The organism is Streptomyces sp. NPDC103540 (genome assembly GCF_055584445.1).
Genome location: NZ_JBVJMA010000004.1, coordinates 383,559 through 402,006 on the forward strand (window position 1 = coordinate 383,559; position 18,448 = coordinate 402,006).

Here is an 18,448-nt window from a genome sequence, read left to right on the forward strand (position 1 = left end):
GTACGGGCGCTTCCCGGGCCGGCTCACGCCCGGCCCCCCGCGCCGCCGGCCCGCCCGGCGGCCAGCCGTCGGGCCGCGAGGGCCGACACCGCGGCCCGGTCCGGTTTGCGCGAGCGCCCCGACAGCGGGATCCGGGCGAACAGCAGCGCGTCCGGCCGGGCCGCGCCCATCCGGCTCAGCGGCCCCGACAGGGCCGCGCGCAGGGCGGGTTCGCCGACCCCGGGCCGCGGCTGGACCACCGCGACGAGCCGTTCGTCGCCGTCGCCCGCCGGAACCCCGACGAGCACCCCCAGCTCCACCCCCGGCACGTGCAACCCGGGCTCGTACAGGCCCGGGTAGATGTTCTCCGCCCGCCGCAGCACCATGTCCTTGCAGCGGCCCTCCAGCACGATGCGGCCCGCGCCGTCCAGCCGCGCCCGGTCGCCCGTACGCACCCACGGATCGGGTTCCTCCCCCAGGTAGCGGTCCCGGGCCGCGGGCCCGGCCAGCAGCAGCTGCCCGTCCGCGTCCGGTACGGCGCGCACCCCGGGCAGCGGGGCGCCCACCAGGTCGCCCGCGCCCTCGAAGGCCGCCTTCTCCCGGGACTCCACCGCCGCCGCCGGGAACAGCTCGGTCAGCGCGTACACCCCCCACGCCTGCTCCGCGCCGGCCTCCCGCACCCGCCCGAGCAGCGCCGCGCTCGCCGGCGCCGAACCGGTCCACACCCGCCCCCCGAACCGGGCGCCCGCGCCCAGCGCGTCCCGCAGCTGCGGCGGCGTCAGGTACGTGTCCCGGGGCCGCAGCCGCGCCAACTGCCGGGCCAGCACCCGCGGGGAACGGGCCGGCAGCGCGACGGGGGCCCCGCGCGTCAGCGAGGGCACGAGCACGAAGAACGTGCCGCCCAGCACCGGATCGCCCGCCCGCCCGGCCCCGCCGCGCCCACCGGCGGCGCCGGCCGGGCCCGCGCCCCCGCCGAAGCCCCCGCCCGAGCCGCCGCCGAAGCCGTGGCCGAAACCGTCTCCGCCGTCGAACAGCGCGGCCACCGTCTCCATCCCGGCCGCCAACCCCGCCCGGGTGTGCACCACCGCCCGGGGCCGCGAGGTGGTCCCGGAGGTGAACACGATCACCGCGTCCGCGTCCTGGGGCCCCGCGTACACCGGCACCCCCACCCGCGCGGCCGTCAGGTCCAGCGCGGGCGCGCAGCCCGGCAGCCTCGGGCCGACCGTGGCCACCGGCCCCAGCCCCGCCAGCTCCGGCAGTTCCAGCGCGGCCCGTCGGGCCAGCGGGCGCGCCCAGCCCGCCACCGCCTGCGCCGCGGCGTCGGCCAGCACCAGCGCGGGCCGCGCCAGCGCGAGCCGGGCCCGCAGCACCTCGGCCCCCGCCCCCGGGTCCAGGACGGCCCCGCGCAGCCCGAGCCGCCACAGGGCGAGCAGCACCGCCAGCGCGCGCGGCCCGGGCCGCACCGCCACCCCGACGGTGTCCCCGGCGCGCAGCCCGCGCGCGTGCAGCGCCGCGGCGAACGCGTCGGACAGCTCGGCGAGTTCACCCCGCGTGGCCCGCACCCGGGTCGCCCCCGAACGGGCCGCGGTCAGCACGGCCGGCCGCTCCGGGCGCGACCGCAGCGCGTGATCGAGTCGGTCCAGCATCAGCGGGGGTCCGTTCCGTGCGCGCCGCTGCCCTGGTCCAGGTACCAGCGGGCGGTGCCCGCGATCCCGTAGGCCCGCAGGCGCCGCGTGGAGTTCTCCACGACCATGCCCCGGCAGCGGCTGATCCGGTCGGTGTGACGGCGTACGGCGTTCAGGAACAGCCGGTCCGTCGGCGAGGGGCGCCGGGGCATCCCGCCCACGGCCAGGTACAGATCGGCGGTGATCGCCATGTTGTTCCCCGCGTGCATCCGGTACGGGGCCCGGTAGCCGTGCCGGCGCGCGTGCAGCGGTCGCAGCCGCCCGAACAGCGCGGCCAGCGCCACCAGGGACGCGAAGAGCGTCCGCCCGAGGGGGCCGTGCTCGTCGCGCCGCGCCGTGATCCGCCCGCACACCAGCCCTCCGCGCAGCGACAGCGCGGAGCGCGCGGAGCCCGCCCATCCGGGTCCCGGCAGGCAGTCCGCGTCCGTACGGGCCAGCAGGACGGCGCCCCGGTCGATCGCGTACCGGAAGCCGGTGTCCACCGCCGACCCCACCCCCTTCTCGGGCTCCTCGATGACCTCCACCGGGAACGGCGCCCGCGCCGCGAACTCCCGCGCGATCCGCCCCGTACCGTCAGAGGAGGCGTTGTCGACGACCAACAGCGTGAAGTCCCGGTCGTGTTGGGCCGCGAGCGCCGACAGCGTCCCGGCCAGTCGGGCCTCCTCGTCGTGCGCGGGGACCACCACCCACATCGGCGCGCGCCCGCTCACGACTTCTCCCAGACCATCGTCATGATGCTGATCCCGCCGCCGAGGCCCACGATCAACACCCGCTCACCCGGAGCGAGTTCTCCGAAAACCCGGTCCAACTGGACGCCGATGGAGGCGCTCGCCACGTTCCCCAGCTCCGGAACCGTCACCACCAGCCGGTCCGACGGCACGCCCGTCAGCTCCGCGAACCGCTCCAGGTACGGCACCGTCACCTGGTGCACCAGCACCTTCGCGAAGCCGTCCACGTCCATGCCCACCCGGTGCAGCGTCCGGTCGACGACCGCCGTCCCCACCTTCTCGAACACCCCGCGCAGCTCGTGCCCGTCGCCCCGGAAGTACGTGTACGCGTCCCCGCGCGGGTGGCGCGAACCGCCGCCCGGGATCCCCCCGACCTCCCAGTGCTCGGAGTGGGTCTCGCTGTCCACGTCCAGGATCCCGCCGCGCTCCACCGCCTCCACCACGACGGCCGCCCCCGCGTCCCCGAACGTGTAGCCCGCGAAGCCCGCCCGGAACTCCGCCAGGTCGGCCGGATCGGTGCGCACCGCCCGGCTCGGGGTCTCCCCGGTGACCACCAGCGCCCGCCGGGCCCGGCCGGCGAGGATCGCGCTGCGGGCCAGGTCGACGCCGTTGACGAAGCTGTTGCAGGCGTTCGTGACGTCGACGGCGTGCGCCCGGGAGCCCAGGTCGGCCTGCACGATGTGGGCGGTGGCCGGCTCCACCACGTCCCGCGAGGCGGAGGCGAACACCAGCAGGTCCACGTCCATCGGGCCGAGCCCGGCCGCGTCCAGGGCCCGACGGGCCGCGCCGGCGGCGAGCGTGGAGGCGTACACCCCCGGCGCCGCCACCCGGCGCGAGACGATCCCGGTGGCCAGGGTCAGCAGCCTCGGCGGCAGGCTCAGGCCGCTGCGCCGGGCCACCTCCCGCTGGAGGTCGTCGGAGGACAGGACGTCCTCGGGCAACAGGCTGCCGACCGCGGTGATCCCCACCCGCGGCCGTGGATCGTGTGACTGTATGAGCATGCCCCCACGATGGCGACCGGCGTCCGCCCGGTCCTGAGTACGGATGCTCAGATCCCGTACGGGGAGGCTGAGTAGGCCTGGGCGCTCCCCCCTACGGCCACCCCGCCGCACCACCCCCGACAGGGACTGTCGAACCCCTGGGCCCGGCCGACCCGTATCCGTATCGTGGATCGACCACAGGGGGAGGGGACATGGGGGAAGGCAGAGGATTACAAGGCCTCGTCCCGTACGGGGACGACGCCACGGACCGGTGGCTGAGCGCCACCGTCCACCTCGACGAGGAGTTCGCCCGCGAGGCGGCGGCCGAACTCGTCGAGGACCGGCTCACGGCCCTGGGGCCGGCCCTGGGCGTCGACCTGGTCGGGCTCGCCCGGCACGCCCGACTGGCCCGACGTCGGGGCGACGTGCGCGACGCCCTCCTCGTCGGCCTGTTCGCGGTCCTGGCGGGCTGCGTGGTCCTGGGCTGGCACGGGGTCGTGGAGGGGCGCCCCGAACTCCTCGGCCGCTCCCTGCTCGGGCTCGTGGGCACGTGCGCCGCCGCCTGGGCCCTGGTGCTGACCTTCGAGCACCGCGGCCGGACGCTGGCCCTGGAGGTCATCGAGGCGGCCGCCCCGGCCGCCACCCTGGCCCCGCCGCTGGGCGAGGCGCTGGAGGAGCGCCTGCGCGAGCAGGAACGGGCCAACGTCATCCCGTACTGGGCCGGCGCCGAGCGCGAGCACCCCTTCGTCGGCAGCGGCGTGTCCCTGCGCGAGCGGGTCTGGCAGCCGATCGACGTCGGAACCCCGGCCGCGGCCCCGTCGGGCGACGGAACGCTGGAGATCGTCCCGTTCGACGTGGTCGAGCTGCACGCCTTCGTCGTCGAACAGATGGGGAGCATCGCCGGACTGGGCGGACTGCGCGCCGGCGAGAGGCTGTACGTCCTCGGCACGCGCGTGGGGTACGCGGACGCGGCCCTGCTGCCCGACCGGCTGGGCCGGCCGCGCGCCGTCGTCCCGCCGGAGATGGTGCGGGCCGCCCTGGCCGCCCCCGGCTCGGGCATGCGCACCTACGTGTGCCTGGAGCGGGCCGGCGAGGGCGGCCGGGTCATCGTCTCCATGCACCTGCGGGCCCGCCTCCAACACCCCAGCCTCACCTGGGAGGTGGCCGCCTACGTGGTGCCCCCGCTCGACTTCCGCTTCGACCGGGTGCGGGCCCTGCGGCTGGACGCCTTCGGCCGGTGGCTGACCCTGTTCACCTCGACCACGCGGCGGTTCCTGCCCGACCTGTGCACGTCCCCCCTGCGGCTGCTCCGCAAGGGCCGGGCCGTGCTCGCGCACCGGTGGGGGCTGTGGCACGCGCGGTGGCTCATCGGCCGGCAGCACCTGGAGTACGACTACGGGGCCACCGGCAGCCTGCGCGCACGCGTCGGTTCCTGGTCCCGGATGGGCTTCTCCGACAACACCGACACCCTGGACTACCTCCAGCGCCTCCAACAGGGCGTCCTCACCGCGACCGAGCGGTTCCTGAAGGACCACAACGTCGACACCACCTCCTTCGAACAGGCGAAGCAGGTGATCAACCACCACAGCTACACCTTCCACGGCCCGATCAACGGTCCGGGCAACTACGGCTCCCACGGCACGATCGACCTGGCCGGCCCCGGCCCCGGGCGCGAGCCCGGCAAGGGCCAGGGGCCCGCGGGCCCCGGGGGTCAGGCCCCGGCCCCCGCCCGGCCCTGAACCCGTACCCGGCGCGAGAGGACCGCGATGGGCACCTACCACTTCCACGGGGACGTCAACGGCCCCGGCAACTACGGCGACCACGGCGTGATCCACGTCGGGCGGGTGCCGGACGAGGACGACGACGCCCGGGTGCTGCGCCTGGCCGCCGAACTCGCCCGGCGGCTGGACGAGGAGGGCGCCGCCGAGGAGGGGGTCGAGGCGGCGCGGATCCTGAACGACGAACTGGAGGAAGCGGGCCGGGAACACCGCGCTCCCGAACCCGGCCTGATCCGCCGGTGCCTGGAGACCGTCACCCTCGGCCTGGGCGCGGGCAGCGGAGCCCTCGCGCTGACCCGCGAGCTCACCCTCCTCCTCGGCGGCTGACGGCCGGCCCGTACCATCCGGGGGACAGGGGGCTCGCACGCGTCCCCGGACAGGGGGCTCCATGCGGTCGACCGTCTCGCGGCCGGTGCCGCGGCGGCTCGGCGGTGCCGTCGCGGCCGGCCTGGCCCTGGCGGCGACCTCGGGGTGCACGGCTCCCGTCGACGCCGTCGCCGGCATCTCCGTGACCGCCGACGGCCGCCTCCTCGGCGTCATGATGGTCTGCGGGCACCGGATCGACGGCGCGACCCTCCACGTCGACGGCGACGGCGTGGACGAGGCCGTGACGGTCGGTTCGTGGACCGCCGACCGCCCCCTCACGGCGGGTCTCGCCACCTGGCCCCTCGAATCCCCCGCCGCCGGCTGGACCGCGACGCGACCCCCCGGACCGCTCGCCGCCGGGACCACCTACACCCTGTACGGCTGGACCGAGGACGGCTCGTCGTCCTCGCTCCAGGTCTCCTTCACCCCGGCCGACCGGGAGGGGCTCACCCCGGGAACGGTCCGCCGCGCCGCGGTCCCGGACGGGGTCGGCGCGTCCGCGACCACCGTCCCCGTCGCGGAGTTCGAGGCCGGGGCCTGCCACGACGTGTAGGCCGTCGGGCTTCCGTCACCCCTCGGGATCCCGTCGGTCCCGACCCGAGAACAGGCCGCGCAGGCGTCCGAGGCCGGGTGGGCGGTGCCAGGCACGGAACTCCTCCGCCCCGCGAGCGCCCGTCCGGGCCAACTCCGCCTCTACGGAGGCCAGTTCCCCGCGCCCCAGGCTCCGCACGGCCGGCAGCAGGATCCCGTCGAGCAGCTCCGTACGGGCCTGACGCCACAGCGGGCCGCCCTGCGGATGCGCGGACCAGTCGACGAAGCGGTCCGCGACGTAGCGCGGGGACCGGCGCAGCCGCTCCGCCACCGCCTCCTCGTGGGCGGCCGTCCGGTACGCGGCGAGCAGTGCGGCGTCCTCGCACCCGGCCAGGGCCCGGGGGCCCCCGTCGTCGGGGCGGTCCGGGCGGAGCAGCGCCCGGGACAGCGCCCCGTACGCCCGGTCGCGGGCGCCCGCGTCGGGGGAGAGGGCGCCGAGCTCCAGGGTCCGGCGCACGGTGGCGGCGTCCGGCCCGACCGTGCCGGACCGCAGCTGCCCGGCCAGTTCCAGGAGCAGCAGCGACGGGCGCGCCGCCGCGGGCAGTTCCGCGCCGAAGGCCGCCAGCAGGCGCGGCGCCAGCTCCTGCGCCGCCGGGTCGGAGGCGGGGGCGCGGGCCGCCGCGAGGACGAGCGGCTCCCAGGTGCCGGCCTCGTGGTGCAGCGGGGCGCCCGTCAGGGCGAGGACCAGCCCGGCCTCGTCCGCCCGCATCGGTTCCCCGCCCCACACCAGCCGCAGGGCGGTCCGCAGCACGAGCGGTTCGGCGTACGGGGAGACCCCGGCCGCCGCGAGCAGGGAGTTCAGCGCGCCGACCCGGTCCGGCTCCCGGTCCGGGGGGCGGGCGGCGGCCCGCGCGCACATCGCCAGGTGCGGCTGCGTCCCGGTGGCCCCGAGCCGGGGGCCGGACCGGGCGAACAGTCGGACCCCGGCGTCCGGGTCGCCCGCGGCGAGGGCGTCCAGCCGGTCGAGCACGAGGGTCCGCAGGACGGGCAGGGCCGCCATCTCGGCCAGGGCCCCGGCGCCGCCGGGCCCCTCGGGGTCGGCCAGCAGCGCCGACGCCAGCCGCCGGGCCGTCTCGTGCGGCGCCGCCCCCGCACGCGGCGCGGCAGGTCCCGATGCCGGGGCCGGAGCCTGGGGCGGGGCAGGTGCCGGAGCCGGAGGCAGGGGCTCGGCCGGGACCGGTGCCCTGGTCGGGACCGGGACCGGGGGCGCGGCAGGTGGCGGAGCGTGGGGCGGTGCCGGGACCGGTGTCGCGGCCGGTGTCGGAGCCGGGGCCTGGGGCGTGGCAGGCATCGGCGCCGGGGTCGGAGCCCGGGGCGAGGCCGGTGCGGGGATCGGCGGCGCGGCGGGTGGCGGGGCCGGGGCCCGGGGCGGGGCAGGCATCGGCACTGGGGTCGGGGCCGGAGCCCAGGGTGCGGCCGGTGCCGCTGCCGGGATCGGTGCCGGGGGTGCTGCCGGGGGCGCCGAGGGCACGGCCGGTGCCGGAGTCCCGGGCGGGGTCTGGGGGGCGGCAGGCGCCGCGGCCTGGGCCCGGGTCGGGGCCGGGGGCGCGGCAGGTGTCGGGTGCGGAGTCGGTGTCGGCGGTGTGTCGGGGCGCGGTGCGGGGAGGGTCGGCGGGGCGGGGTCGGCGGGTATGCCGGCCTCGGCGGCGAGGGCGTCCAGGCGGGCGGCGTCGTACGGGTCCCCGGGCAGGCGGCGTATGCGCGCGAACAGTTCCGGGCGCCCCGCCCGCCAGACCCGCGCGGCCGACCGCGCCCACGGGTCCGGGGTCGCCCCGGGGTCGGGGGCGGGCCCGCGCGTGGCGTCGTGGATCCGGTAGCGGCGTTCCGCCAGGGCCGACCCGTCCGCGTCCTCGGGCAGCACCCCGACGAGCTCCTGGCGGGCGGAACCCGGGTGCCGGGTGTAGGTGGTGAAGGTGAGCCACTGGGCCCGCTCGTGCGGCAGCACGCTGCACGCGAGCATCACCCAGCGGGCCACGGCCGCGCTGTCGGGCTCGACCAGCGCGATCGGCGGGGCCGCCGGATCCTGGGCGAGCCGTCGCACGTCGGCGAAGAACGCCGGCAGCCACGGCCCCCGGGCGGCGACGAACTCCGTCAGGGCGGCCCGGTCGTGCGGGCCGGGGACGGGGATCCGGGCGAGCGGCGGGGGCGGACCGTCCGGCGGGGTCCGCGCGGCCCACTGCGGGGAGTCCCAGGCCGTGATGGGCAGCGCGCCCGTCGCGGGCGCGAGGTCGGACCACGGCAGGTGCACGGCGTGCGCGTGGAAGCCCCCCGGGTCCGTGCCGTCCGCGTACCCCGCGCGGGCGAGCAGCCGGCTGCCGTCCGACAGGAGACTCAGGCTCAACGCCACCGGGAGCGCCGCGCGTTCCCGTGCCGTCGGGCGCGCGGGGGCGCCGGCCGGCGGCTCGTAGCGGACCAGCTCCCCGGCCTCCTCCGCCGCGCTCGCGGACACCCCGGAGGTGGCGGCGCTGGGGAGCCACCGCGGACCGGGCCCCTCGGGCGCGCTCGCGTAGTGCAGCTGCGGCAGGTTCACGGCCGACCCCCCGCCCGCCCCGGCTGCGCCCGTTCGGGCTTCGCCAGGCCCGCGTTCGCCAGGCCCGGCCGCGCCCGTTCCGGCTTCGCCAGGCCCGTGTCCGCCCGACCCGGCTGCGCCCGTTCGGGCTTCCTCAGGCCCGCGTTCGCCAGGCCCGGCCGCGCCCGTTCCGGCTTCGCCAGGCCCGCGTTCGCCAGGCCCGGCGTCGTCCGGCCCGCGTCCGTCCGGCCCGGCCGCGTCCGTCCTGACGTAGTCCCGCCCGGCCGCGTCCGAACCGCGTGCGTCCGCCGGCGCGCGTCCGTCCCGCCCGGCCGCGTCCCGCCCGGGGCGCGCGGCGCACCCGCGGGCCCGGGGGCCCAGGCGGTCTGTCGCCCGGGGCGCGCTCCGCCGTACCGTTCGACCGGCGGCGCGCACGCACCGCCGAGGCCACCGCCGTTCGACGCGCCGCAGCCCGCCGTCCGGGCACGCCCGGACACCTTCCCCGCCATTCGCTCCACGCCCCCCGTGCCGTGTGCACCGCACCGCAGGAGGACATTGCAGCAGATCCGCACACCGTTCGGGAGACGCACCCCCCGCCCCGCAGGCCTTCCGTTCGCCCGCTGTACGGCCGGACGTCGGCCGCCGATCCCCGTCCGGTACCCCGGGCCCGCTGTCCTTGGGGCGCCCCTCGCCTCCCCCCCCGTCTCATCCCCAGAGGTCGTCACCCATGACAGAGCTGAACCGTCGCAGGTTCCTGCGGATCGCCGGCGGAGCCGCCGCCTTCACGATGCTGAACGAGAGCATCGCGCGGGCCGCCGCCATTCCGGCGCAGGGCGCCACCGGGACGATCCGGGACGTCGAGCACGTCGTCGTCCTCATGCAGGAGAACCGTTCCTTCGACCACTACTTCGGGGCGATGAAGGGCGTACGCGGCTTCGGCGACCCCCGACCGGTCCTCCAGGACAACGGCAAGTCCGTCTTCCACCAGTCCAACGGGACGAAGGACGTCCTCCCCTTCAACCCGCAGGTCGAGGACCTCGGGATGCAGTTCCTGGAGGGACTCAACCACGACTGGGCCGGCGGCCACCAGGCCTACAACAACGGCAAGTACGACAAGTGGGTGCCCGCCAAGACGGCCACGACCATGTCGTACATGACGCGGAACGACATCCCGTTCCACTACGCCCTGGCGGACGCCTTCACCGTCTGCGACGCCTACCACTGCTCCTTCATCGGCGCCACCGACCCCAACCGCTACTACCTGTGGACGGGTTACACGGGCAACGACGGCGTCGGCGGCGGTCCGGTCCTCGGCAACCAGGAGGCCGGGTACGGCTGGAAGACCTACCCCGAACGGCTGGAGGCGGCCGGGGTCTCCTGGAAGGTCTACCAGGACATCGGCGACGGCCTGAACGCGGCCGGCTCCTGGGGCTGGATCAACGACGCCTTCCGGGGCAACTACGGCGACAACTCGCTGCTCTACTTCAACGCGTACCGCAACGCCCAGCCCGGCAGCCCCCTGTACGAGAAGGCCCGCACCGGCACGAACGCCAAGGCGGGCGAGGGCTACTTCGACCGGCTGCGCGCGGACGTGGTGAACGGGACCCTTCCGCAGGTCTCCTGGATCGCCGCCCCCGAGGCCTTCAGCGAGCACTCGAACTGGCCGACGAACTTCGGCGCCTGGTACATCTCGCAGGTCTTGGACGCGCTGACCGCGAACCCGGCGGTGTGGGCGAAGACCGCCCTGTTCATCACCTACGACGAGAACGACGGCTTCTTCGACCACGTCGTCCCGCCCTACCCGCCCGCCTCGTCGGCCTGGGGCCTGTCCACGGCGAGCGTGACCGGCGACCTCTACGCCGGGGGCGGCGGCTACGCGGCGGGCCCCTACGGACTCGGCCCGCGCGTCCCGATGATCGTGGTCTCCCCGTGGAGCAAGGGCGGTTACGTCTGCTCCGAGACCTTCGACCACACCTCGGTGATCCGCTTCATGGAGCAGCGGTTCGGCGTGCGGGAGCCCAACATCTCGCCGTGGCGCCGCGCCGTCTGCGGCGACCTCACCTCGGCCTTCGACTTCGCCCGGGCGGACTCCGCGCCCGCCGCGCTGCCCTCGACGGCCGGGTACGTGCCGCCGGACCGCAACCGTCACCCCTCCTACCGCCCGACCCCGCCGGCGACCGGCACGCTGCCCCGGCAGGAGGCCGGCTCCAAGCCGACCCGCGCCCTCGGCTACAGCCCGTACGTGGACGGCAGGGCCACCGTCTCCACCGGCAAGTTCACCCTGACCTTCGCCTCCGGTCCCACGCTCGGTGCCCACTTCCACAGCACCTCCGGCAACCGCACGGACGGCCCCTGGCCCTACACGGTCGAGGCGGGCAAGACCCTCTCGGACACGTGGAGCACCAGCTCCTCCACCGGCAACCGCGTCGACCTCACCGTCTGGGGCCCGAACGGCTTCCTGCGCACCTGGAAGGGGCCGGCGAAGAAGGCGGGCCCCGAGGTCACGGCCCGCCACGACGCCGCCACGGGCAACCTCGCCCTCGCCCTGACCAACTCCGGTACGACCGCCGTGAACCTGACGGTGACGAACGCCTACGGCGGCGCGCCCAGGACCCTCAGGGTCGACGCGGGCGCCACGGTCGCCCACGCGGTCGACCTGAGCGCGACGGGCCGCTGGTACGACGTCTCGGTCGCCTCCGACGCGGACGCCGGCTTCCTGCGCCGCTTCGCCGGACACGTGGAGACCGGCGCCCCGGGCGTCTCCGACCCGGCGATCAGGACCGTCTGAGCCGCTCCCGCGCCCGCGCGGGGCCGCCGCTCCGGGGCCGCGAGGCCGCCGGGGCGGCGGTGGTCCCCGTCCGACGGTCCGTCGTCCGGCTCCGGGAGGGATGTCGGCCGGACGGTGTGATCGTAGGCCCGGCGGGCAGAACGTACGGCGTCGGTTTTCCACGTCATCGTCACCGAGGGAGAACGCATGGCCATCGCCCACCGTCGGATCGGCACCGGACCCGTCCGCGTCATCGTGCTGCACGACTGGTTCGGGACCTCCGCCAACTGGGGCTCCGTGCTGGACTACCTGGACCCCGAGGGGTTCTCGTACGCCTTCCTCGACTACCGGGGCTACGGCGACCGCCGCGACGTCGCCGGCGCCCACACCCTCGCCGAGATCGCCGACGACGTCCTCGCCCTCGCCGACCAGCTCGGCTGGGACACCTTCTCCCTGCTCGGCCACTCCATGGGCGGCAAGGCCGTCCAGCAGGTCCTCGCCCGCTCCCCGGAGCGGATCGAGAAGCTCGTCGGCCTCACCCCCGTGCCCGCCGCGCCCTACGAGATGGACGAGGCCACCCACGCGCTCTTCCACGGCGCCGCCGAGGACCCGGAGAAGCGTCGGATCATCCTCGACCTGGTCACCGGCAACCGGGCCGGCCGGTACTGGATCGACCGGATGGTGGCGCACTCCCTGAGCGTCTCCCGCCCCGAGGCCTTCGCCGCCTACCTGACCGACTGGCAGTCCCTCGACCTGACCTCCGCCGTGAAGGGCAGCACGGTCCCGGTCCTGGTCCTCGTCGGGGAGTACGACCTCGCCCTGACCGCCGAGGTGATGCGCGTCGGCTGGCAGGGCCTCTACCCGAACTGCCGCGTCCACACGATTCCCGGGGCCGGCCACTACCCGCCGCACGAGACCCCGGTCGCCTTCGTCACGGAGGTCGAGGCCTTCCTGCGCCGGCCCTGAGGCCGGAACGCGAAAAGCCCCGTGGCGTACGAGGCGAACCTCGTACCCCACGGGGTCGAAGGGTGAGTGACGGGACTTGAACCCGCGGCCACCTGGACCACAACCAGGTGCTCTACCAGCTGAGCTACACCCACCACGACGGGCGGCGTACCGCCCGTTCGTCGTGCACGCACAGCATAGCCGATCGAAAGGGTGCTCCCGCGACGGGATATTCGCCGGTCGCCCAGCCGGTCGCCCAGCCGGTCACTCAGCCGGCCGCCCGGCTCGCGGCCAATGTGGCGGCCAGGCGGGTCGTCAGGCCCTCGCGGCGTCGGGCGGCCCGTGCCACGGCGGCCTCGGCCAGCGCCCGGATCGCCGGATGCGGACGCGACCCGTCGCCCGCCAGCTCCGGCTGGAAGAGCGTCGCCAGGAAGAAGGGGTGCCCGGGCAGCTCCGCGATCCGCACCCGCCCCTCCTCGTCACGGCCCGACATCCGCAGGCCGTGCGCGGTGAGCGTCGGCAGGTACCGGGGCGAGGGCCCGTAGTCGCAGTGGTAGCGCTCCACGGACCGTTCCGCGCCCAGCGCCGACTCGGCCAGCGAGCCCGGCTCGGTGCGGACCAACCCCTCGTGCCCCACCAGCGAGCAGGCCAGCGGTGCGATCAGCGGCTCCACGGCGTCCGGCTCCTCCTCGGCGTGCGCCGCGTCCGTCAGCCCGCAGACCGTACGGGCGTACTCCAGCAGCGTGTGCTGGAAGCCGCCGCAGGTCCCGAGGAAGGGGATCCCCTCCTCGCGGGCCACGCGGATCGCGGCCAGCGCCCCGGCCGTGCTCGCGTACGGACTGCCGGGCAGCACCCACACGGCGTCGAAGAGGGCCAGGCCGCCCGAGGCGGCCTCGGTCCCCGCGTCGGCGGTGGGGATCCAGTAGGCGTCCAGGACCAGGCCCTCGCGCGCCGACAGCGCCTCCAGCAGGACCGGGATCCGGGTGTGGGACTTCACGTGCGGGGAGCGGTCCCCGACGAGGGCGATCCGCGCGACGGGACGGACACCGGACCCGTTGCCGGTGCGACCGGACGGCCGGTCGGACGGTCGGTCGGACGGTCGGTCGGACGGTCGGGCGGAGGGCCGGTCGGAGGGCCGGTCGGAGGAAGAGCGGGTGACGGGACCGGTGTGCGGCGCGCTGGTGGAGGTCATGGAGCCCATCCTGCGACCCGATCCGCATTCAGCGCCAACGATTGTTCCTGCACCCTCGATAAGCATCACTGATGGACTGCGTCATGCTGGACCCATGGACCCCCACCTCCTGCGCACCTTCGTCACCGTCGCCCGCCTCGCATCCTTCTCCGCCGCCGCCCGGGAACTCGGCTACACCCAGTCCGCCGTCTCCCAGCACGTCGCCGCCCTCGAAGGCGACCTGCGCACCGAGCTGCTCACCCGTCGCCCCGTCGCCCCCACCCCCGCCGGGGCACGGCTCCTCGAACACGCCGGACCCCTGCTGCTGCGCCTGGACGCGGCCCGCGCCGACGTCCTGCGCCTGGCCGCCGAACCCCCCGGCCGCGTCACCCTCGCCGCGTCCCCGCTCGCCGTCGGCCCCCGCCTCCTCGCCGCCCTGCCCGCCACCGGGGTCACCCTGCGCGTCCTGCCCCCGAACGAGGTGCCGGCCGCCGTCGCCGGCGGGCACTGCGACCTCGGCCTCGTCGACGGACTCGCCGCCCCCAGCGACCCGCTGCGTCTGCCCGACGTGGCCCCGCTGACCGTGACCGGGGTCACCGAGGAGGAGCTCGCCGTGCTCCTGCCCGCCGACCACCCCTTCGCCGCCCGGACCACCGTCCGCCTCGACGACCTCGTCGACGCCCGATGGCTCGACGCCCCCGATGTCGGCCTGCCCCTCACCGCCGGGCGCTCCGCCCTGCGCTACGACGGCACCGACCTGCTGGCGCTGTGCGCCCTCGCCGCCGCCGGCCACGGCATCGCCCTGCTCCCGCGCCGCGTCGCCGAGGCGGCGGGCGTCGGCGTCGCCCTGCCGCTCACCTCCACCCCGCGCCTGGTGCACCGTACGGAACTGCTCGCCCCGGGCACGCCGACCGGCGCGGCCGCGGCCCTCGCCGCCCGCCTCACGGCAGTCGCCTAGGCCCCGCCGGCGCCCGGCGCACCACGGCCTACGGCCCCAGGACCACCGCCGATTCGCCCGGTACGTGGATCCGCCCGTCCGCGCCCGGATGTTCGACCGGCTCCCAGGCGGCCAGCACCCGCACCCCGTTGCGCCCCAGCGCGATGGTCACCGGCTCGGGCGACAGGTTCACCGCCACCCGGACGTCGCCGCGTCGGAAGGTCAGCCAGCGCCGCTCCTCGTCGTGGGCGACCCGCACCGCCGCCAGGTCCGGATCGCGCAGGTCCGGCTGGGAGCGGCGCAGCGCCACCAGGGTCCGGTACCAGTCCGCCAGCCGGGCGTGCGGCTGCGTACCGGGCTCCGACCAGTCCAGGACGGAGCGGTCGCGGGTCGCCGGGTCCTGCGGGTCGGGAACCTCCTCCGCCTTCCAGCCGTGCGCCGCGAACTCCCGCCGCCGGCCCGTGCGGACCGCCTCCGCCAGCTCCGGGTCGGGATGGTCGGTGAAGTACTGCCACGGGGTCCGCGCCCCCCACTCCTCGCCCATGAACAGCATGGGCACGAACGGCCCCGTCAGCGCCACCGTCGCCGCGCAGGCCAACAGGCCCGGGGACAGGGAGGCGGAGGGCCGGTCGCCGAGGGCCCGGTTGCCGACCTGGTCGTGGGTCTGCGTGTAGCCCAGGAACCGGTGCGCGGGGGTCCGCCGGCGGTCCACGGGCCGGCCGTGCGTGCGCCCCCGGAAGGAGGACCAGCCTCCGTCGTGGAAGAAGGCCCGGGTCAGGGTCTTGGCGAGGGCGCCGAGCGGGGCGAGCGCGAAGTCCGCGTAGTACCCCTGCGATTCGCCGGTCAGCGCACAGTGCAGGGCGTGGTGGAAGTCGTCGTTCCACTGGGCGTGCACGCCCAGCCCGCCGGCCGCGCGGGCCGTGGTGAGGCGGGGGTCGCACCGATCAGACTCGGCGATCAGGAACAACGGCCGCGCGCTCTCCACCGCCAGCTCGTCCACCGCCGCCGCCAGCTCCTCCAGGAAGGTCAGCGCCCGCCCGTCGGCCAACGCGTGCACCGCGTCGAGCCGCAGCCCGTCGATCCGGTAGTCCCGCAGCCAGGCCAGCGCGCTGCCGATCAGGTACGCGCGGACCTCGTCCGAGCCGGGCGCGTCCAGGTTCACCGCCGCGCCCCAGGGCGTGTGGTGGGTGTCGGTGAAGTACGGCCCGAAGGCGGGCAGATGGTTGCCGGAGGGCCCCAGGTGGTTGTGGACCACGTCCAGCACCACGCCCAGCCCCGCCGTGTGCGCGGCCTCCACGAACCGGGCGAGACCGGCCGGGCCCCCGTACGGTTCGTGCACCGCCCAGGGCGCCACCCCGTCGTAGCCCCAGCCGTGCCGGCCCGGGAAGGGGCACACCGGCATCAGCTCCACGTGCGTCACCCCCAGCGAGGCCAGGTGCGGCAGGCGCTCGGCCGCCGCGTCGAAGGTGCCCTCCGCGGTGAAGGTGCCGACGTGCAGCTCGTACAGCACGGCGTCCTGGAGCGGGGTGCGCGGTCCCGGGGAGGTGGGGGTCAGGGCGGCGAGGTCGACCACGGCCGACAGGCCCTCGGGGCCGTCCGGCAGCCGGCGCCCGCGCGGATCGGGGCGCGCGACGGGGTCGTCGCCCAGCAGGAACCCGTACCGGTCGCCGTCGCGCGCCGGGGCGTCGACGTGCCACCAGCCCCGACGGTCCGGTCCCGGGTCCGGTGTCATCTCGTAGGAGGTGTCGTTCAGTCGCATGGCGACCCGACCTGTCAGCGGTGCCCAGACCTCGAACTGCACGGACGGTCCCCTCGTCTCCGGCGGTGTCCAGCATGCGTATCGTGCCCATCATTCCGCCGACGCCGGGGGAGTTCTGGACACTCCGCACCCGACGGGCCGACAATCACCCTGTGACGTCGAGTTTCGAGTTCCCCGCACACCCCGCCCCGCGGGTCTCCGACGCCGAGCGCGACCGGGCGCTCGGGCAGCTCAGGGAGGGTGCCGCCCTGGGCAGGCTCTCGCACGACACCTTCCTGCGCCGCATGGAACTCGCGCTCGTGGCCCGCCGCTCCGAGGACCTCGCCGTGCTGCTCGCCGACCTGCGCACGCGCGAGGGCCCCGCCGGCGCCGAAGGGCCGTGGAGCCGTCGGCTGTTCGGCTGGGTGGGTCGTGCCTCCGCCGTGTCCGCGGGGGTCCGCCGCGCCTGGCACGTGGAGCGCCTGCCCAAGCTGCTGCTGCCGCACCCCGCGACGGGTCCGCTGCGCATCGGCCGGGACCCGGGCAACGGCCTGAGGCTCAGCCACGAGACGGTCTCGCGGGCCCACGCCGAGCTGGGCCTGCGCGACGGCGCGTGGATCCTGACGGACCTGGGCTCCACCAACGGCACCACCGTCAACGGCCGGCGGGTGACCGGGTCGGCCGTCGTCCGCGACGGCGACCAGATCGGCTTCGGACACATGAACTTCCGGCTCAGCGCGCACTGAGCCGCCGCGGGGCGGGGTCCCGTTCCGTCGCAAGGTCGCGTGGCCGGGGTGCGGTGCGAGCGTGCGGTGCGCGCGGGAGTCGGGGCCCCGACGGCGGCGCGCGGGATGGCCGAGCCCCAGGATGGGCCCATGACCCGTACACCCGTCGTCCGCCCCGCCCGCCCCGAGGACCTCCCCCGCCTGGTCGAGCTCGTCCACGAGCACATCGCCTTCGAGCGGGCCGCGCCCCGCCCCGACGGCCTCGCCGACCGGCTCGCCCCGCTGCTGTTCGCCGATTCGCCCCGGCTGTGGGTCCTGTTGGCCGAGGACCCCCGGGGCGCGGTGGTCGGATACGCGGCCTGCTCCGAGGAGTTCTCCTTCTGGGACGCCGCCCCCTACCTGCACATGGACTGCCTCTACCTCGCGGAGGAGGCCCGGGGCCACGGCCTCGGCGCTGCCCTGACGGCGGGCGTCGCGGACCTCGCCCGGGAGCGCGGCCTGGCCCGCGTCGAATGGCAGACGCCCGACTGGAACGAAGGGGCGATCGCCTTCTACGACCGGCTCGGCGCGGACTCCCGGCCCAAGCGGCGCTACTCCTGGCCGGTGTAGCCGGCTCAGGCCCCGGCGGCCGGCGCGGGGATCGCGTGCTCCGCCGCGCGGCTGACCTCCTCCCAGGCCGCCCACGTCTCCATGCGGCGGCGTGACACGTCGAAGGCGACGTCGTAGACCATGCTGCCCAGCAGCAGGCGGCTCGGCGGCTCCTCGCTGTCGACGAGGGTCAGCAACGCGCGGGCGGCGAGGCTCGGGTCGCTGTCGACGGAGCCCTCGGCGTACTGGCGGGCCAGCTCCTCGCGGAGCGGTCCGTAGGCGTCCAGGGGGTTCGTGTTGCTCATCGCGGTGTAGAGGCCGGTCCAGTAGCCGCCGGGCTGGACGATGCTCACCTTCACGCCGAAGGCGGCCGCCTCCATGGCGAGGGACTCGCTCATGCCCTCCAGGGCGAACTTGCTCGCGCTGTAGAGGCCGGTGCCGGCGAAGCCCGCGAGGGCGCCGATGCTGGAGATCTGCACGATGTGTCCCGAGCCCTGCGCCCGCAGGGTCGGCATCACGGCCTGGCTCACCCACAGGGCGCCGAAGAAGTTGAGGTCGAACTGGGCGCGGGCCTCGGCCTCGGTGAACTCCTCGACCATGCCCATCGCCAGCGCGCCCGCGTTGTTGACGACGATGTCGAGCCGTCCGAAGTGGTCGACGGCCCGGGCGACCGCCGCGAAGACCGCCTCCCGGTCGGTGACGTCGAGTCCGAGGGGCAGGACCCGCCCCGGGTGGGCGGCGGCCAGCTCCTCCAAGGGGGCGAGGGTGCGCGCCGCGACGGCCACCCGGTCGCCCGCCGCGAGCGCGGCCTCGGCGAAGGCCCGGCCGAGACCCCGGCCGGCACCGGTGATGAACCAGACGCGGTCGGTGGGTGTGGCTGAGGTGCGCATGCGGGCTCCCGTTCGGTAGGGCGAGACGTTTCGTCTCGCTCATGTCCCCAGTGTGGATCATGCGGCGGGAC

At 76.2% G+C, this 18,448-nt stretch carries 15 protein-coding genes and 1 tRNA gene; 8 read left to right on the plus strand and 8 right to left on the minus strand.

Features of this window, described 5'->3' with window-relative positions:
* Positions 1-23: 23 nt before the first annotated feature.
* The 3 genes from ACZ6ZI_RS12530 to ACZ6ZI_RS12540 are packed head-to-tail and all read right to left on the minus strand — an operon-like array spanning position 24 to position 3,393.
* Positions 24-1,625 carry a class I adenylate-forming enzyme family protein gene (locus ACZ6ZI_RS12530; RefSeq protein WP_469519215.1) on the minus strand — a complete coding sequence of 534 codons (1,602 nt, stop codon included), beginning with the start codon at positions 1,623-1,625 and terminating at the stop codon, positions 24-26.
* A complete protein-coding gene (locus tag ACZ6ZI_RS12535; RefSeq protein WP_469519218.1) occupies positions 1,625-2,374 on the minus strand; it encodes a glycosyltransferase family 2 protein in 750 nt (249 codons plus the stop codon). The genes ACZ6ZI_RS12530 and ACZ6ZI_RS12535 overlap by 1 nt, the downstream gene beginning before the upstream one ends.
* Positions 2,371-3,393 (minus strand): 3-oxoacyl-ACP synthase III family protein, encoded by a 1,023-nt coding sequence (locus ACZ6ZI_RS12540; protein ID WP_469519221.1) that lies wholly within the window; start codon positions 3,391-3,393, stop codon positions 2,371-2,373. The genes ACZ6ZI_RS12535 and ACZ6ZI_RS12540 overlap by 4 nt, the downstream gene beginning before the upstream one ends.
* A gap of 191 nt (positions 3,394-3,584) precedes the next feature.
* Between ACZ6ZI_RS12540 and ACZ6ZI_RS12545 the strand changes: the two genes are divergently transcribed.
* The 3 genes from ACZ6ZI_RS12545 to ACZ6ZI_RS12555 all read left to right on the plus strand — a co-directional run bounded on the left by ACZ6ZI_RS12545 (position 3,585) and on the right by ACZ6ZI_RS12555 (position 6,069).
* Positions 3,585-5,111, plus strand: a complete 1,527-nt coding sequence (locus ACZ6ZI_RS12545; RefSeq protein ID WP_469519226.1) for a hypothetical protein — start codon at positions 3,585-3,587, stop codon at positions 5,109-5,111.
* A 27-nt stretch (positions 5,112-5,138) separates the two neighbouring features.
* Positions 5,139-5,477 carry a hypothetical protein gene (locus tag ACZ6ZI_RS12550; protein ID WP_469519229.1) on the plus strand — a complete coding sequence of 113 codons (339 nt, stop codon included), beginning with the start codon at positions 5,139-5,141 and terminating at the stop codon, positions 5,475-5,477.
* 61 nt (positions 5,478-5,538) lie between these two features.
* Positions 5,539-6,069, plus strand: coding sequence for a hypothetical protein (locus ACZ6ZI_RS12555; protein ID WP_469519231.1), 531 nt, complete (start codon positions 5,539-5,541; stop codon positions 6,067-6,069).
* A gap of 15 nt (positions 6,070-6,084) precedes the next feature.
* Here the strand turns inward: ACZ6ZI_RS12555 and ACZ6ZI_RS12560 are convergent, their stop codons facing one another.
* Positions 6,085-8,637, minus strand: a complete 2,553-nt coding sequence (locus ACZ6ZI_RS12560; RefSeq protein WP_469519234.1) for a GTPase-associated protein 1-related protein — start codon at positions 8,635-8,637, stop codon at positions 6,085-6,087.
* Between the two features lie 706 nt (positions 8,638-9,343).
* Between ACZ6ZI_RS12560 and ACZ6ZI_RS12565 the strand changes: the two genes are divergently transcribed.
* Together ACZ6ZI_RS12565 and ACZ6ZI_RS12570 are read left to right on the plus strand one after the other, a co-directional pair.
* Entirely contained in the window at positions 9,344-11,404 is a 2,061-nt protein-coding gene (locus ACZ6ZI_RS12565; protein ID WP_469519236.1) for a phosphocholine-specific phospholipase C, read from the plus strand.
* A 186-nt stretch (positions 11,405-11,590) separates the two neighbouring features.
* Positions 11,591-12,349: an alpha/beta fold hydrolase gene (locus tag ACZ6ZI_RS12570; protein WP_469519239.1), complete on the plus strand. Its 759-nt coding sequence runs from the start codon at positions 11,591-11,593 to the stop codon at positions 12,347-12,349.
* A 61-nt stretch (positions 12,350-12,410) separates the two neighbouring features.
* Here ACZ6ZI_RS12570 and ACZ6ZI_RS12575 read toward each other — a convergent pair.
* Both ACZ6ZI_RS12575 and ACZ6ZI_RS12580 read right to left on the minus strand, forming a co-directional pair.
* Positions 12,411-12,483, minus strand: a tRNA-His gene (locus ACZ6ZI_RS12575).
* A gap of 113 nt (positions 12,484-12,596) precedes the next feature.
* Positions 12,597-13,520: a CTP synthase C-terminal region-related (seleno)protein gene (locus ACZ6ZI_RS12580; RefSeq protein ID WP_469519241.1), complete on the minus strand. Its 924-nt coding sequence runs from the start codon at positions 13,518-13,520 to the stop codon at positions 12,597-12,599.
* Between the two features lie 94 nt (positions 13,521-13,614).
* On the opposite strand from ACZ6ZI_RS12580, the gene ACZ6ZI_RS12585 reads away from it, so the two are divergent.
* Entirely contained in the window at positions 13,615-14,457 is an 843-nt protein-coding gene (locus ACZ6ZI_RS12585) for a LysR family transcriptional regulator (RefSeq protein ID WP_469519244.1), read from the plus strand.
* Between the two features lie 28 nt (positions 14,458-14,485).
* On the opposite strand, the gene treZ is transcribed toward ACZ6ZI_RS12585, so the two are convergent.
* The gene (gene treZ, locus ACZ6ZI_RS12590) at positions 14,486-16,237 is read right to left on the minus strand and encodes a malto-oligosyltrehalose trehalohydrolase (RefSeq protein WP_469519247.1); all 1,752 of its coding nucleotides are present in this window, start codon (positions 16,235-16,237) and stop codon (positions 14,486-14,488) included.
* A 110-nt stretch (positions 16,238-16,347) separates the two neighbouring features.
* Here treZ and ACZ6ZI_RS12595 point away from each other — a divergent pair, with 110 nt between their 5' ends.
* Positions 16,348-16,920 carry an FHA domain-containing protein gene (locus ACZ6ZI_RS12595; RefSeq protein WP_469519250.1) on the plus strand — a complete coding sequence of 191 codons (573 nt, stop codon included), beginning with the start codon at positions 16,348-16,350 and terminating at the stop codon, positions 16,918-16,920.
* 129 nt (positions 16,921-17,049) lie between these two features.
* On the plus strand, positions 17,050-17,508 hold the full coding sequence (locus tag ACZ6ZI_RS12600; RefSeq protein ID WP_469519253.1) for a GNAT family N-acetyltransferase: 459 nt from the start codon (positions 17,050-17,052) through the stop codon (positions 17,506-17,508).
* A 5-nt stretch (positions 17,509-17,513) separates the two neighbouring features.
* On the opposite strand, the gene ACZ6ZI_RS12605 is transcribed toward ACZ6ZI_RS12600, so the two are convergent.
* Positions 17,514-18,377, minus strand: a complete 864-nt coding sequence (locus tag ACZ6ZI_RS12605; RefSeq protein ID WP_469519256.1) for an SDR family NAD(P)-dependent oxidoreductase — start codon at positions 18,375-18,377, stop codon at positions 17,514-17,516.
* Positions 18,378-18,448 lie beyond the last annotated feature (71 nt).